Source organism: Natrinema limicola JCM 13563 (assembly GCF_000337475.1).
Taxonomy (GTDB): Archaea; Halobacteriota; Halobacteria; order Halobacteriales; family Natrialbaceae; genus Natrinema; species Natrinema limicola.
Map to the genome: position 1 here is coordinate 1 of NZ_AOIT01000091.1, position 16087 is coordinate 16087.

13 protein-coding genes and 4 pseudogenes are annotated in these 16087 nt (G+C 52.0%); 8 read left to right on the forward strand and 9 right to left on the reverse strand.

Features of this window, described 5'->3' with window-relative positions:
- From C476_RS17385 to C476_RS18605, 3 genes and pseudogenes are all read right to left on the reverse strand, one after another.
- Positions 1-791: pseudogene (locus tag C476_RS17385) on the reverse strand (hypothetical protein); the annotation flags it as partial.
- 36 nt (positions 792-827) lie between these two features.
- Entirely contained in the window at positions 828-1283 is a 456-nt protein-coding gene (locus C476_RS17390; protein ID WP_394295559.1) for a pilin, read from the reverse strand.
- Positions 1284-2001: 718 nt separating this feature from the next.
- Positions 2002-2256: a HalOD1 output domain-containing protein gene (locus C476_RS18605; RefSeq protein WP_152418260.1), complete on the reverse strand. Its 255-nt coding sequence runs from the start codon at positions 2254-2256 to the stop codon at positions 2002-2004.
- Positions 2257-2401: 145 nt separating this feature from the next.
- Between C476_RS18605 and C476_RS18175 the strand changes: the two genes are divergently transcribed.
- Both C476_RS18175 and C476_RS17395 read left to right on the forward strand, forming a co-directional pair.
- A complete protein-coding gene (locus C476_RS18175; protein WP_008015403.1) occupies positions 2402-2629 on the forward strand; it encodes a DeoR family transcriptional regulator in 228 nt (75 codons plus the stop codon).
- A 1220-nt stretch (positions 2630-3849) separates the two neighbouring features.
- Complete coding sequence (locus tag C476_RS17395; protein WP_049912083.1) at positions 3850-4119, forward strand: HalOD1 output domain-containing protein; 270 nt, start codon at positions 3850-3852, stop codon at positions 4117-4119.
- Between the two features lie 648 nt (positions 4120-4767).
- On the opposite strand, the gene C476_RS17400 is transcribed toward C476_RS17395, so the two are convergent.
- On the reverse strand, positions 4768-5646 hold the full coding sequence (locus C476_RS17400; RefSeq protein ID WP_008015407.1) for a hypothetical protein: 879 nt from the start codon (positions 5644-5646) through the stop codon (positions 4768-4770).
- A 516-nt stretch (positions 5647-6162) separates the two neighbouring features.
- On the opposite strand from C476_RS17400, the pseudogene C476_RS17405 reads away from it, so the two are divergent.
- A pseudogene (locus tag C476_RS17405) lies at positions 6163-6719 on the forward strand (hypothetical protein).
- 60 nt (positions 6720-6779) lie between these two features.
- Here C476_RS17405 and C476_RS17410 read toward each other — a convergent pair.
- Positions 6780-7757, reverse strand: a complete 978-nt coding sequence (locus tag C476_RS17410; protein ID WP_008015411.1) for a transcription initiation factor IIB — start codon at positions 7755-7757, stop codon at positions 6780-6782.
- Between the two features lie 375 nt (positions 7758-8132).
- Between C476_RS17410 and C476_RS17415 the strand changes: the two genes are divergently transcribed.
- Positions 8133-9020: a hypothetical protein gene (locus C476_RS17415; protein WP_008015413.1), complete on the forward strand. Its 888-nt coding sequence runs from the start codon at positions 8133-8135 to the stop codon at positions 9018-9020.
- 460 nt (positions 9021-9480) lie between these two features.
- On the opposite strand, the gene C476_RS17420 is transcribed toward C476_RS17415, so the two are convergent.
- A complete protein-coding gene (locus tag C476_RS17420) occupies positions 9481-10341 on the reverse strand; it encodes a hypothetical protein (protein ID WP_008015433.1) in 861 nt (286 codons plus the stop codon).
- 414 nt (positions 10342-10755) lie between these two features.
- Between C476_RS17420 and C476_RS17425 the strand changes: the two are divergent.
- Positions 10756-11007, forward strand: a pseudogene (locus tag C476_RS17425) (HVO_A0114 family putative DNA-binding protein); the annotation flags it as partial.
- Between the two features lie 98 nt (positions 11008-11105).
- Positions 11106-12182, forward strand: coding sequence for a M48 family metalloprotease (locus C476_RS18180; RefSeq protein WP_152418262.1), 1077 nt, complete (start codon positions 11106-11108; stop codon positions 12180-12182).
- Positions 12183-12903: 721 nt separating this feature from the next.
- On the opposite strand, the gene C476_RS17430 is transcribed toward C476_RS18180, so the two are convergent.
- Positions 12904-13119, reverse strand: a complete 216-nt coding sequence (locus C476_RS17430; protein ID WP_049912097.1) for a hypothetical protein — start codon at positions 13117-13119, stop codon at positions 12904-12906.
- A 153-nt stretch (positions 13120-13272) separates the two neighbouring features.
- Here C476_RS17430 and C476_RS17435 point away from each other — a divergent pair, with 153 nt between their 5' ends.
- Positions 13273-13686: a DUF7344 domain-containing protein gene (locus tag C476_RS17435; protein WP_008015442.1), complete on the forward strand. Its 414-nt coding sequence runs from the start codon at positions 13273-13275 to the stop codon at positions 13684-13686.
- Here C476_RS17435 and C476_RS19725 read toward each other — a convergent pair whose 3' ends face one another.
- The gene (locus C476_RS19725) at positions 13687-13821 is read right to left on the reverse strand and encodes a hypothetical protein (RefSeq protein WP_275039686.1); all 135 of its coding nucleotides are present in this window, start codon (positions 13819-13821) and stop codon (positions 13687-13689) included.
- A 71-nt stretch (positions 13822-13892) separates the two neighbouring features.
- On the opposite strand from C476_RS19725, the pseudogene C476_RS17440 reads away from it, so the two are divergent.
- Positions 13893-14713 (forward strand): annotated as a pseudogene (locus tag C476_RS17440) (IS5 family transposase).
- Positions 14714-15469: 756 nt separating this feature from the next.
- Here C476_RS17440 and C476_RS17445 read toward each other — a convergent pair.
- Positions 15470-15997, reverse strand: a complete 528-nt coding sequence (locus C476_RS17445) for a hypothetical protein (RefSeq protein WP_008015446.1) — start codon at positions 15995-15997, stop codon at positions 15470-15472.
- Positions 15998-16087: the final 90 nt, after the last annotated feature.

Consider the following 16087-nt stretch of genomic DNA (forward strand, 5'->3'; position numbering starts at 1 on the left):
ATCTCTGTCTCCCACGAGCCTTCACAGGATCCGATCGTGCTATTGTAATCAGTGCACGTCCGGGTTTCATGGCGAAGCCGAGCAGTGATTGTGGCCTCGACAGTCAGGTTTTGCGCTCCCGATAGTCTCCTGTACTCGAGAGTGGACCGATGGCCATGATCGGCATCGAGTGTCCAGCTCTCTGTCTGTAAGACAACCGTGTCAACGGCAGTGTCAGCAATCGACCAGTGATGGCGAACCGAGCCGCTCGTGTCATCGTCTGGGACACGGACCCGGTAGTCGGCTATCGCGAGGACCTCGCCGTCTGGCGTGATATACCGCGTCGACGTGTTTCCCGAGTGCAGCACCGTCGACGGCTGGACTGCAACGATGCTCGTGTACGCATCTCGGATGTAGAGCCCATCCTCGAGGCGAGCCCGTTCGGGATGGATAGAGGTTTTTTCGCCACCAGGGTCAAAGTCCTGGAGATCACCGCTGTTCCACCTCTCGACATCGTCGATTGGCTTCTCGAACGGGACATCTGTCGACCCTGCAAGCCGGGTCGCAAACTCCGGTGCAGAGGAAACCGCCTCTTCGAACTCGTCACTCGAGCGGTTTTGCTGATCGAGGTCGTCCGACCACAACAGCGGGAACCGTGTCTCGTTCACGCCGTAATCGGGCCCATCAGCAGGGATCGCTGTATCCGAACTCGGATTCGGCTGGGCAACAGCGACACCGACAGCCAGGAAGACAGCGCCTCCGCTTGCGACGAGAAGCAGGAAGGCAATGTCGATCACACGTGGTGTGGCCATTGAGCTTCAGGCAATCGCAAGCTCTGCTCTGGTGGGTCAGAATGGTTGGACACAATCTGAGAAGCCGAATCCCATCTGACTGCCAACCTTGTCAATCAGTTCGGGTGAGATCAGCGCAAGGACGATGATCACAAACCCGACACACGACATCACGAGTTTCTCTTTGGCCTGATTCTTCTTCTCAGGGTTTCCACCGGCACGCATGTACGAGAGGCCAGCTCGACCGACGTAGAATCCCGTTGCAGGAAGACCGAGACCAGCAACAGCTCCGAAGACGATGCCAATGCCAGTCTCGACACCGGTACCACAGTAGACGTCACCCACATTCGACTGGGCAGCTGCTGATCCGGAAGCGAGGGCGATGAAGGCCAGCCAGACTGCGAGTGAGATCGCTACGGGCACGACTCGTCTGCACGCTTGCCGGATCCTAGTCACCGAATCAGGGCATTCCGGCGACGATTCTGTCGACTGATGTGATGTATCCGTGTTCATTGGTACAGATATCTGTCCGCAATGATTCGAACAGCACCTCGAATCACACACCCACAGTGGGTCGCTCCGATCCAGTCATTGAACTCTATTCCAAGACGACGAAGGACAGTCTCAGCGGAGGGCAACTGTTCGCCCAGTGCATCTTGCGATCTAATGGAGGCCGCAGTTGGTCCGATTTGCGAAAGGTGTGGTACTGCGTTGATTTGTGGGATGATAGTGTCCATAGGAATGCGACCTCTTCTTTATTGTTTTGGGATCCTATTAGCATAGAACTCTTATTAGCCATCCTATATAAAATTTCCTATGGTCCTTACTAATAGTATTTATTCGGTTCGAGACGCCGCTGTCTTCTCGAAAGGAGAACCACTTACGAAGAGCCATATACAATGAATGCAGCTAAATTAGTTGTCAACCAGTCGCAGAACAGTAAAAATGATCAAAGTAAGTGGGAGAATATACACAAGAAGGATAGCAACTGTACCTAGAATCATATTAACTGCACCACTACCTCCAGAACCCGTTTGTATGTAAATAAGGACAACAAACCAGAGAGTTACTAACTGAATGACTGGCGTATCTTCCATATCCTATCAATGATATTGATTTATTCAACAAGGTGTTTTCGATAAGTGCTCAAATCACCTTACGGTCAATGCACCATAGAAGGCTGTAAGCAAGACTCTGGACGGCCCTATGAATTCTCTGACAGCGTCTATCCTCACTGGTGAGATGCTTCTACCGCAATAGTTCCGGTTGCATTGCCCCTGATCGTGTAGCCACAATATTGGAAGATCAGCTTGAGTTCCTGAGTCTCACTCTGTCTGAACAGGCGTTCAACTGCTTCGGGATCTATTGAATCGTACAAGGGCGGGAGTTCTTCTACCTCTTGCTCTGCAAGATTAGATACAGTTTCAACGATTCTGGATACTATCGTCTGCTCTGAATGTGGATCGTATTGGGTTGTAACCACCATCTATTCTCTCACTATGAGTTTCGTGTTCGATGAACATAAAATGTAGCTCTAGAATGTATGTTGTAGCACGTACTTTGAAGACGTTATTTTTGAAGGCATAAAATCTGTATAAGAGTGGGTAGCAGCCATGTAGGATTGTTCCTATATGGTAGACGACGGTGGAAGAAGTGGTCCGTTCACGAAGCAGGTTTCAGACGATGAATTACTCGAGTATGTGAAAGAAGAGGAAGTTGTGACTACCAAAGAGGTCGCCGACCATTTTGACTATCACTTGCAGACTGCCCGGCGACGTCTGAAACAACTCCATCAACAAGGTCGGTTGAACCAGAAAGATGTCGGCAAGCGCTTCGTCTGGTGGCTTCCGCGCGACTAATCCGCCAAAAAGTGATTTTAAACTCCCTCAACGCAGATCAACTGTTTTACTCTTTACACGTCAATTCAACCAACTCTCGCCGCTGACTGTGACGGTTTAGACACCACCATAGCTACGATCGACCGAGTCAAACGTTCGATAGCGGAACATCTGCCGAAGAGGCACTGAACTAGACAATAGTTCTCGAGACATTTCATATCGAGAGTGAGTAGCTATACACTCTCGAGTTCACAGAAGACCGGCCAAAGGCCAGCATGAGGTTCTCGAAGGCCGGATGGCACTCGAAACCAGAGATCGGAGGACGAAACCAGTTGTGGATCTTGTGGAACGTACCGATCTCGGCCGGCGTGGACAAGTGTTCCCTGACTTGTGATCGAGGAAGGGTCAACGATACAGGGGTGTAGGTAGACCCACCTTGTCCGCGCTAACCCGTCATATGCCCCATAGAAGTATCAATTTGTTCCCTAACTGTGAGAACGTCATAGAATAGCTCGCAAGGTGGCTGATTTCAGAACTATTGGTAGTGAATTGAGAACTCGGCCAATTCGACTGCGACTAGGAGACCATCTTGTCAATCAGTCAGTGCCATCATCGCTGTCGGCTGTGACTTCGAATATAAACTTCAGCATCTTGTGAAAACTCCGGCCAGAAGCCGACGTCAGCGCACTCATGAAGCTGATGGTGTGTCACTGGTGAGTGATCTGAGATTACGATGGCTCCAAGTAGTGGTGGAGCAATCCCAGTTGCGGCGAGGAACGGTGTGTCTCGAAACGATTGCATTCCCTCTTGGAAGCCGTCTGGAGCTACACTGTCCTCCCCATCCGTGTCTTTAGGATAGGTATCGTATGTGTCTGTTGTCTAAATGACCAGAAGAGGAATCATTAATAGTGATCGCCAATAACAATCAGTTGCCTCCCACAGTGATTCACGGAGGCACTACCTCCCCCACCCCCATCACCGACACTACTCTTCCTGGGAGAGGTCCAAGCTCGAGCACAAATTAAGAGCGCAGATCGATTTCTATCTCTCGGAATTTCAGATTGAAAATTTTGCTACTGTTGTTCGATATTTCGGCAGAAGCAGCGCTGCTCAAACACAGCTCACAACGCTCTCTCGAAACACAAGTAGTCTAGCCATAGCTTATAATAATTTCTAATGAGAGTACAGAAACTAGCATATTTGGCAATATATATTTGTGCTCTCGAGATCTACCTACTACTATGAAAAAGAATCCTAGGAATGAAGATAATATTTCTTCGAAGATAGTGGATTGTGTTGCTAAGAGAGAACAGACAGACCCACTGAAGCTGCCTCCATTGTACGATTCGGTTGACCCAGATGCACTCGATGATCTCTTTGCGTCGGGGTTCCAGACCGGGACGGATCGATCTGGCCGAGTTGAGTTCCAGTACAATGGCTACACAGTTGTTGTAGAATTCGGTAACGATCCAGAACTCACAGTCAAAGAGCAGTCAGAACTCGCTGAGTAACACACTCAGACCAGAAATCACTTCTCGAGACAGGGTGCCGCTGGAGTTACCGAACGCCACTCCCNGTCAAAGAGCAGTCAGAACTCGCTGAGTAACACACTCAGACCAGAAATCACTTCTCGAGACAGGGTGCCGCTGGAGTTACCGAACGCCACTCCCACCCCTCCACGTTGGACTGTCAGTCCCAGACGACTCGTGCGGAGACGAGTATTCGACACGGTCCGTGTGTCTGAGATGTGCCTCTGACTGAGCGTGAGGGTGGTTTCCCCTGACGCTCCCCACGCCCAAGTCACCGTTTTGATTGAATTCATATCAGACTTTCTTAATTCTCACAATATTACTCAGTGATTCATGGCGTTCTATTGAACAGGATCTCACTATGTCGATCTCACGACGATCCTCTCCTGTGAAAGAGCAATCGTGCAGACCATAACTGACCGGTCATGATCACACCCGTTGTGAGTAGATCCAAAGCCGAATCCCCAGAACGAGCGTTAGAGGAACAAACACAGTCTCTGAAAGGGAGGATCTTCTCTTACACCTGCAGCTATTGGTAGCGGCGACGTCGTCGTGGTCCGACGACGACCAGATCCGTTCGGTGTGCTCGTTAGAGAGATACTCCCTCTCGGGATGGGGTCAACCGCTTTCTCACACCTTTGCCCTGTCGTTCTGGGTCACAACGGGTGTGACACCACCAGTGACCCGTCCATCTCCATCGAGCAACTCGAGGTGGTGATAACGAGACTCAAACAGTCCCTCGGCAGTCTCGAGATCCATCGCAATGATCTCTTTTGGTGTCTGTTTCGCAGAGACACGTCGTTCAGTGACATCGACGTCCGAACTTCCGATCGCGATCATCTCGTTCCACACGCGCTTGAGTGTCTGTGCGTGGGGACGCTTTCCGAGGATTGCAGTGAGCGCATCCCGGACATTGTCTCGTGTCCAGAAAATGCCGCTCCCGTTCGTGCGCTTGGTTGCGAACTCGTCCCAGCGCTTCATCACAAGAAGTGCCCGGAATCGGTTCTTCCGCGGTGTCCCCTGATCGACAAGGTGTGTTTTGACGCGGTGCTGGCGGCAGTTCGCAAGGAAATCCAGTGGACTGCTCGAGGGCTCGATGCCACCTGGCAGTTCCTCTGGATCCTCGCGGTCGAAGGCAGTCTCGCCGGTTTCGGCGATCGACTTGGCCTGCTCAGCGTTTGCGTTCGCGGTCTTCGCGATTTCCTTTGCTTGGTCAGCCGTCTCGTCGGTTTCGTCAATCGACTCGGTGATCTCGTTGAGTTGACTGGCGATCTCCTTGCGGTTACGATCGGCGCGATTCTGTTCCTGCTGGAGGTCGCCGACTATCTGCACCAGTTCTTGGATGATGGCCCACATCTCTTCGCGACTCGGGAGGTCATCATCACCGTCGTTGGCCATCTGATCTGTGCTAATGTACTTCTCGACGGTGTCAAAGCCAAGAGCTGCGGCAACGTCGTGATTAGTGGGCGTTTCTGCGTCAACTGCGTCCGGATCTTTTCCAATTGTCATGGAGGGTCGTTGTAGTCGTAGTCGTGTACTGCTGGTTGTCGGTCAAGTCGCGATGCTACTGGAGGGAGAGACGACTCTCGAAGGAGACGGGACACCGTGCTGGACAGAGCCACGGCTCCTCGAGAGGCAAACTTTTATATCGATCCGGGTCGCAGGAGTAGGTACCTAGCCTGGGGGCGAATTGACGCCCCCGTTCTCCTGCAACCCACACCGACGAGCGGTGGGGATATTCTCCTATCTTCTTGCCTCACTGATAGTCATGGATATCACTTAAAACTAGGAGTCCTCTCTGGCGGCTCTCTCTCCATCTCGAACTCCGGTAATCGCAAGCAGGAACACGCATCAACCGTGATTAAATCAGTGCTAGATCGTCGTCAGCACGCATCGAGAGCCCATCACTATCACTGTCTCTGAGAACGATGGACGAGTTCCACTGAGACTGTCTGAGGCGTCTAGGTCCGTATTCGGGACGATATTGCTATGTGGCCCGAGTAGTCAGTCTATTGTATACAGAAGATATCGACAGCTGAACAGGGAGTGGGTCGTGAAGCCAGATATACGCTGCTCACGGTATTCCTCGTCGGACTTCGACGGCGGGATCCAGGCGCGGTTGTCAATGCCGTCGTCGCAGCGATCGGCACATACCTTCCCACGTTCGTCACGCGTGCGTATGGTGTTAAACTCCAGCCGTGGCAGCGAGCCTACGTGAACACTGCGATGGTTACTCATGCTGTCGGTATGCTCGGTCCCTATGACGACGTCTGGTGGTGGGATCACCTTACACACACGCACATTCCTCGTCGATTCTGGCCGGGATCGTCTATGTAGCCAGCCGCCGGAAGGGGCGCGATCCTGGCCCACGAGTCGTTGCCGCCGTCATTAGTTTCGGGCTTGTCTGGGAAGCCATCGAGTACGCTATTCACGCAACGGCGAAACGCCTGGATCTCGAGCCGATACTCGTCACGTACGGCCGGAAAGACACGTTCTTGGACATTGTCTTCGATCTGGTCGGCGCAACACTCGTGCTTGCGTTCGGTGACCGTGTTCTCGGCGAGCTCGCGGCCAACGAGTAGCCGGTCTGGCAGCAGTCAGTCGGTTCGTAGCAGTGGTATATTTCTTCCTCAGCCTCAGTGTCAGTTGAGACCCATCGCTTCGATCTGTTCTTGATACCGATTCCGGATGGTAACCTCAGTCACCTGCGCAACCTCAGCAACTTCTTTTTGCGTCTTCTTCTCGTTACAGAGGAGTGATGCTGCATAAATGGCTGCTGCTGCAAATCCCGTTGGCGACTTCCCTGAAAGCAGACCCTGTTCAGCAGACTCATCGATAATTTCGATCGCCTTCATCTTCACTTCTTCACTCACCTCGAGGTCAGAACAAAACCGTGGGACGTACTCTTTAGGATCGGCTGGTTTCATCTCGAGGGAAAGTTCCTTAGCGATATAACGATATGTGCGCCCGATTTCTTTCTTCCCCACGCGAGAGACCTCAGTCACTTCTTCAAGACTCCGCGGAATCCCCTCTTGGCGACAGCCAGCGTAGAGACAGCTCGTGGCGACGCCCTCGATAGACCGTCCACGAATCAAATCTTCGCTGAGCGCTTGTCGGTAGATCACCGATGCGACCTCTCGAACAGAACGGGGGACACCGAGTGCCGACGCCATGCGGTCAATTTCAGAAAGCGCAAACTGGAGGTTTCGTTCACCTGCATCCTTGGTCCGAATCCGTTCTTGCCACTTGCGCAGTCGATTCAACTGATTACGCTTCTTTGAGGAGATCGACCTTCCGTGTGCGTCCTTGTTTTTCCAGTCGATCTGGGTGGTCAACCCTTTGTCGTGCATCGTCTGGGTTGTGGGTGCACCAACCCGGCTTTTGTTCTGCCGTTCGGCATGATTGAACGCGCGCCATTCTGGCCCGTGGTCGATATTTTGCTCTTCGATAACGAGGCCGCACTCCTCACAAATGATTTCGTTACTATCATTGCTAGCAACGAGAGCGCCTGAATCGCATTCAGGACACGTCTGCGCTTCACTCTCATTTTCATTTTCATGTTCGTCGGCTTCCGTTACCGACATCTGGTCGCGTTCGCGCTGCTGCGTTGGCCGCACCATGAATGGACATTCTGACTACTCGTATGGAACTCCAATAATGATTTTGACCCATACTCGGCTCATTCAACTAACCATCCGTCTCAACGTCATCTGGAAATCGTCTCTGTAGGCATCAGTCAACTCACCCTGACATCAAGAAGTGGAACCGAACGAGGAGTCGTAAGATCGGTAGGCGACCCGAAGAAACCCTATTGTTTTCGAGTGAGAGAGCCACCGTTGCTGGATCGACTGATCGACGACGCTCAAAAAGACATCAACAACGACCGGTACTCCAAGAGAGGCCCGCTACCGCTACACAGCCGAGGGCTGAGGTTTAGCTAAAGACAGATGAAAACAGGACTGCTTTACCGACCCACCTCAAATACCTAGAGAGAAATGGACCGGCTCGTCTTCTATCATCATCCACAAGCCGAAAATTTCTCACTCAAATTTAGCTCAGCGTCACTGACAGAGATCCGTTCTCGGCGAGAGCAGTCCGATGAGCCGACCAAGCTGATCGGTTATCCCTTTGAAACACCAGTTTATGTACTCTACGAGGGCGATACAGAGATCGAATCTGCCCAAGAGATTGACTTCGACAGGAAGTGGCTGAGTGACCGTATTCGTGATCTCCCTCGTGCTGGGCAAGTTGTCGCATTCCGGTTAGTGGAACTGCTTGAGGCCGCTGTCGATGCCCGAGAAGCAGATGAGTTCCGGCTCTACAAGGAGTTCGAGCCGCAAAAGATCCAACAGGCACTCGATCACGTGTCGTGGGGGTCATCGGTTCATGAAGTCGCCGGCGAAGTGATGTCGAATTTGATCCTCCGGCATTCTCTCCCGAATGCGAATCACCGAACCGGCATTGCGATGCTTCAATTCTGTATTGAGAGTGTCGAACCGGATTTTGAGATGCCACGAACCCACGTCGACGATAATACCTGGCGTGAGTGGGTCGATCCCTACATCGTCGATTCCAAACGGCTCATCACAGTCCGCCGGAATAATCTCCGATTCAAGAAACTCGAAGAGTTGGACGTTGACCTCGTCGAACGGAAAGATGGAATCCAAATCCGACTAACCAAATTCGAGCTGGATATGCACTGGCGAGAGGCCCTCACGGAGTACGCTAGTCTGCACGAAACACACTGTACGGAATTCGCTCAGGCAGTCCTCAAACGTGCTGAACGGGATTATCTACTCGATCAGCCAGGGCCAACGAAACAGGAGTTCATCACGTATCTGGAGGAAGGACTCGTTGAGCGAGACTTCAGGGAAATGTTCTGATCAGTCGCGAAGCTCTGCGACCGACTGACCGACCTCACGAACGTGTTCACTTCGCTCGAGGTCAAGTTCCTCGGCGAGGTAGTCAACTGTCTCTTCGAGACTCATACTGGAAAGAAGTCTGCCGAGCGGTATAAACCTAGTGCTGGAGAGTTATTTTGTGCCGTCTCAAAATGGTCTAGAGTTTCGCGCTGTGGGTGAGTAGACGGTCAGTAGTTCCTATCTCTAACGCTCTCTCAACTACGTGCACTCGGTGCACGCTATTCTAACGCAGTATCACTGTCTGTAGTAGGTGTCGCCGCGACTCTCAGCGGCAAACTCGAGACGGCTTTGCGACGCGACCCAGCGATTGCTCGAACTGTTCGTAGTGGACACTTGTGTCGTCGTGAAGATCGGAATCAGCTGTGAGAGATAGGACCGAAAGCCCATCGCATCGTTAGGTGTACCCATACCGAGGACGAAATCAATCCTTGGGAACTGGTTGAGCAAACCAGTACCCGTACCCGAACGGCACGATGCCGGTAGCGAAGCCGAGGAACACAGCCAGTATGCCGAAAATAGCCCCGACGACACCGATTGCGGCGACAAACGCCCCGATCGCCACTAGAGCAGTCCCGATCGAGACGCCGACGAGTTGAAGCCATTGACGCCGAGCTGCAGCAACGCCGGCAACAGTCCCAGCCGCGACGACGAACGCACTCGTCGGACCGGTCACGAATCGGGTGAGTGAGCCGCTTTCAAAGAGGACAGTCCCGATGAGTGCGATCGAAATTGCGAGTGCAGGGATCGTGATCGCTCGCCGAACAGTCAGGGGTCGGTCACAAATCGGTCCACGGAATCGATATGCTAGAAGTCCAATCGCAACCGCGGTGTACCCGCGGCCGACTGGTGTGAGTACGAATCCGGCGAAGATTTTCCCAAGTTGAGCGAGAACTGCACCCTCGCTCTCCGGCGCGACGACGTAGTACTCCCCATTCTGCTGGTACAGGCCGGATTCAACGGTCAATCCGGTCGCTGTTCCTTCCGCGATTGCTGTCGTGACTTCCGTCGGCGCGTCGTCGACCGGGCGAGCAACGGTTTCGAACACCGTATCCGGGTCGGTCGGCTGCATTCGAATCGTCGCATTCGTCGTTCCGGATTGCGTCGAGACTGTCCACGTGTAGTAGCTCTCGTTGTACCAGATGTACGGCGACTCGATATCGTCGATGACGATGTCGAGCTCCGGGTCAAGACGACCGGTGTAGGAACCAGTCGCTGCAGCTCTCTGAATCGGTCGCTGGTGTTGTGTCGACGTGCCTGCGATTCGTTCGTCAAGATTTGTCACGTTACTCGATGCTCGTGTGACTAGTTCGGGATTCTCCCCGGGTTCGACGGCAGTCGCGGTATACGTAACACTTGCGCCGTCAACGGTGGCGTAAAAGGAGAAACTGAAACCCCCCCCGACGACGAGGAGCAGTAGTACTGCAACAGTACGGGCGGAGGGGAGGGAACGGAGCATCTGTTCGATGTTTGTAAAGACCGTTTGAAACAGTACCGGTGTCGCTCACTTCGATGCGGTCGGCGGCGCCGTAGAGGCCGACGTTGTAGTCGAATCCGAGATGCGACCAGAGCCTGCAGTTCGGGTTGTAGCCGCCGGTGGTGTCCCCTTCGTACTCGTACCATGGGTGGCCGTCGGCGAACGCTGCGAACTGCTCGGGGTCGGCATAGAACCGACTGGTAATACACCGATCCCACACCCATGACCCAAGCACTTCACGTCCGTATCAACTCGTCGTTCGACCGTAGCGATCTCGAAGACACGCTTGCTGCTCTCGATACTGGCGAGAGTGTCGACCCCAAGCCGTCGACGCTCTCCGTCGAGGACCTCGAGACGTTCAGTCGAATCTTTCGGCCGACGAATCTCGAACTCCTCGAGGCAATCGCTGATCATGAGCCAGACAGTATTCGTGAACTCGCGCGAATTGTCGGCCGTCATCCGCCAGAAGTCACTTGCGACGCAACCTACCGATTATCGCTGAGCGGATGAACTAAGTTCACTCACGATCTGGGACCAGATAACCCAGATTTTCGCGGGTGTGTGCCCCCATAATGAAGAAATCAGATTGGCCTCGGGATGAGAGATTGGTTGGGAATATGATTTTTGCAATTACCAACATTGTTATCCTGACAGGGACTTTCGCTGCAGTTATCGCGTTTTTATCTCGATCCCTCATCATTCTTATTTTCGTCAGACCGCTGGATAAGATCCCTCATAGCCTCATTTCTATTGTCCCTGGTGGAATTCCATTGTGGCTGTCGATGGGTGTTCCAATCTTCATCACGCTCACCATATTTATTGGATTGCCGTTACTGAATCGTTGGCTACGTGGATTACTCATTCAACGATTTGAATCTGGGACTCATGATCCACCTGCTGACATCCATCAACGGGTCACAATGCTTTCAAAGAGTGCTAATATGCCACCGCCGTCAGTTGCAGTGGTGGACTCAGAGGTTGCGACCGCCTTTACCACCGGTTTACGACCTAACGAAGCACAGATCACCGTCACCTCTGCGCTCATCGACACATTATCTAAATCTGAACTTAACGGGGTTCTAGCGCACGAACTGAGTCATATTAAGAATCGAGATGTTACAATCATGACTGCGGTGATGATCCCTATCGTTGTCGCTGCTGGACTGTGGACAGTTATGACAAACGACACCAGTCATCAACCTGGGCAAGCATACAGACACAAAAACCAGAACTCATCACACACATTTGATGGGCTTATCTCAGGAATATTTGGACTGCTCGCTGGCATGTTCTGGGTACTAGCCTGCCTTTGTACGGCTCCGTTTGCGCGATACCGCGAGTTCGCTGCAGATCGAGGTGCCGCCGTTATTACAGGAGAACCAGCAACCATCGCGGCAGCATTAGAGACTATCGATAGCCGAAGTCCGCCTACTGTTGATATGAGGTTAGTCGACATGTCACCGATGGCAATCCTTCCAATCACGGATACTACAGATGTCTGGACAGCAGGATGGGATACACCGTCTGATTGGCTCCCTGAAACATTTCGTGATCAATTGTCAATATACTCACGCACTCACCCAGAGACCAAGGAGAGACTTCGCCGACTTCGGGAACTCGAGAAAACGCTCCATGGAACAGATACATGAGGGTCCAATTGATCAGTTAATCTCTCTCCCTGTTAGTTTGATCCGGACGTCACCAGTAGTAAACTGCTAGTCGATTGATCGATTGGTCGCGTCAAATAAAATGGCAGCTATTATTACTATATTTACACTACATTAACTTAAATAGGCTCGTAATTAATTTAATTGAGTGAACACTACTTAGCGTTGGATTTCGTCCATCGCTTATACCAAACGAGAATGTGGGCCGATACGGTAAAGAGCGTTGTAAGCCAAAGATCAGGCAGGATGAGCGGATCATCCATATTTGATTGTCCTATTTCTGTTTTTCCGAGTAAATACACGCCTATACTAAATAATAAGACAATGTCTAATATTCTAGCTACTTTCTTTGGATTCATCATATATAGATTGAATTAACTATTTTAACCTCTTAAAACCCAATCAAGTCTACTCTTTGATCAATTATGTCCTGAGCACCGTCTACACTGTCCTCATATATATCTTCAGCACTATTAATCCCCGTATCAACAAGGAACGACCCGGCGATCGGCAAGTGAGAATCGTTGATTCGAGACGTGCTCGCCGCGACTGACCTGCCGGTCGCGACGGAGCCTGCCAGTGAGATCCTGTTGCCCGATGATCTGAACTATGACTCGAGTCGGTCCTGTGCAGAGAACAAAGCCCGAATCGATCGATATCGGACTGCGGAGTGACCATGCTCGAGCGCGTGTGAGAGAAACAGCTACTCGTCGTTCTCAGCGATCCACTGTAATGCAGCAACGAGGACCTGATTCGCTGTCTCGACGCTGCCCCGTTTCGAGAGGGCGTGTGGCCTGTCGATCGGCCCCTCGAAGACAGTCCACTCGTCGCCGTCGTGGGCTGCCATGAGCCGCTGTTGACGGTCGTGGTCGTCGACAGCGATCATGTCGTCGTCGAAGTCGAGTTCAAGGTCAGCCACGTAGTAGTATTCCGTCACGTCAGTATTTAATCTATCGAGGACAGACGGTTTTGAGTAGGATTGGAGGGTAGACAGTCCATATGAACTACTGACATGTGAAGGAGAACCCACTGATCCGCTAGTCTTTTTGAATATCCCATGCATGATAATGTTATGTCGCCAACCACTCCGAGCCCCGCGCAAGCGTTCGACGAGACAGACGGCGAGATTTTCACGGCGCTGAAAAACGCCCGCCGCCGGTACGTCCTCGATGTGCTCGCCGATCACGGTCAGATTGACAAAGGCGAGTTGGTGACTCGAGTAACGGAATTAGAACACGGGGCACTGATCGACGGCTTAGACCGCTCGACGGACCAGCACAATGTCTATGTCGCGCTCCAGCAGACCCACCTCGACGTGCTCGAGGACACCAACGTGATTCGACGTGAGGGCAACACGATCATGAAAGGCGAGCGCTTCGAGAGAGCCTACCGACACTACCAGACGGCGTTGAAAGTGCGTCAGAACGATGAGAAAGAGTCACTTCTAGCCCGTCTTAAGCGAGTGGTTCAAATCCTGCGAGAATAGCTACTCGGTTTCCTCGAGTCGGGATTCAACAGCGTCTTCGACCCACTCGTTGATCGTCTCGTCGTCGTCAAGCGAGGCTTCGACTTCAGCAATCAGTTCTGACGAGAGTGTATCATCGATCGGAACGCAACTCATACTCGAGATAGTGTCCTACGGCTCTGTTGAAACCCTCTGGGAGTTACATTTCCGTCCGGTAGTCTAATCAGATGGAAGTCCTCCCGAAGTCGCGATTACTCCGGTTCGTTGAGCAAGCGATGCACTTAGCTCGGCGAGCTGTCGCTCGCTACTCATCGAAATTCTCGAAACGGCGGTACACACTTCATCAACACATCGTCCTCCTGTGTCTCAAGGTTCGGAAGAATACGACGTATCGGACGCTCCTTGACGAACTTATCGAGATGCCTCGGATTCGGAGCGCCCTCATCTTGAGGAGATCCCGTCTCTTTCGACGTTGTATAAGGCATTCAACCGCCTTGGCATGGCAGTTTGGCGGGTTCTTCTCAATCTCTCAGTCACGCTTCTCCCGACCAACGGTGTCGTCGGAATCGACGCCTCGGGCTTCGACCGCAGTCACGCCTCAAAACACCACACGAAGCGAACAAAGATGACGATTCAGCAATTGAAAGTCACGCTTCTCGTAGACACGGAATCGAATACGATCATCGACTTACACGTGACGACGACACGAAAACACGACTCGCAAATCGCGCCGTCGCTCATCAAGCGGAATGACACTGATGTAGAGATCCTCCTCGGCGACAAAGGATACGATGACCAGGAGATCCGCACGTTAGCCCGTGAAAATGGTGTTCGTCCGATTATCAAGCACCGCGAATTTTCGTCGCTCCACAAGACGTGGAACGCTCGACTGGACGCCGACCTCTACGGCCAACGTAGTCAGAACGAGACAGTAAACTCTCGCCTGAAACGGAAATATGGCGCATTCGTCCGTTCACGACACTGGTGGAAGCAGTTCCGTGCACTCGTTGTCGCCTGCCTCACTCATAACATCGACAAGGTACTCTGAACGTTAGATATAGAGAGTCTACCGGTCACGTTTCATCGAACGACCACTTTCCCTTAACGCTGTGTATTGAGAGGCCATCGTTGGTGGTTTTGGAGGCGGTCACGCGGTCGTGGACTTGAACGCGGTTGAAATCCTCTCGACCTGCACTCGCATTGTAACAGCCTGTCGTCTCCTCGTCCTCACCCCACGATGGGCTACATACTCCGACGACATAGCGTACCTCTTCGTAGACTTGTTGGAGCTCACTATGTAACGATTCAGAAACTACGGGGGTAGAAGGGGATTCAAATCGGTCCTGCCAATCATCGTGTAGCCAGTTGATTTGAGGCGAGTCGGAGCCGGGTGGATTGCTGAGAGTGACGGTTATAACCGATTCACTGTGCAATTGGTTCCCTTCTCGGTATCTTGCCTCGATCGATTTCTCTTGGACATATCCTGTTGCGGGAGTTAACCACAACCAAGCACCGAGGCCACCCAAAGCGGCAACTCCAAGTGTCCCAATGACAGTGCGGCGGGAGGGCATATTTATATCGTATTTTCTATAGACATTTATGAACCCTGATCGACAACTCTGATGAATATGCAGTTTTAACTAACGGCTATTACAGCGGGAAAGGTGTCGAACCAATAGTATTCTAACAGAGCTAATGTTCACTATAGGATTAGCAGTCAACAATAGTTTCACACTAATGTGTGTGAGGAGAAGGATTCAACCGAATCACCTGCTTCAATGCCCGAACGGTCTGAGTCACTCGCTCAGTCTTTCGTTGTTTTGACGGTTGGATCTTCCTTCTCAACTGAGAGAGACTGATCTTCGTCAAGCGTTACCGTAAATCCGAGTGCTACCTCGTATTCGGGTGTGTCGTTCGAAGGCTGTCCATTATAAATCTTCATAGTATCTTCGAACTGATATGCACCGGACGAAGGACATGAATCATTTTGATACCCGTACACGTCGTACTGCTGGCTGCTGGTCTCTCCCTGATCAAGTTCTATCACCAATCCGATATCTTCGATCTCCACATCCTGGGCCACGTTCCAGCATCCATTCTCGGTACTGGTCGGAATTGGATCCGGCTCGCCTATCCAATCAAGTGGACTCTCGTCTTCGGAGACATCAGGAACGAGTACGAGCCGGTTCTCGTCCGATTGGCTTCCGCTCAAATACGATGTGAACGGGGGTGTGATACCCGAAGAGAGGGATACCGGCGTCTCCAGCGTATTTGTCAAGGCAACCTGAATCCGTGCAGGATGAGTCTCTGTGAAGTGTTCTTCGACACTCACATCAAACGTAAGATCGTTCGTCGTTATCGACTCTTGAGTCTGATTGGAGGAGCCGTTCGATTCGTCGGAATTAGGGGAGCCAACAGTTTG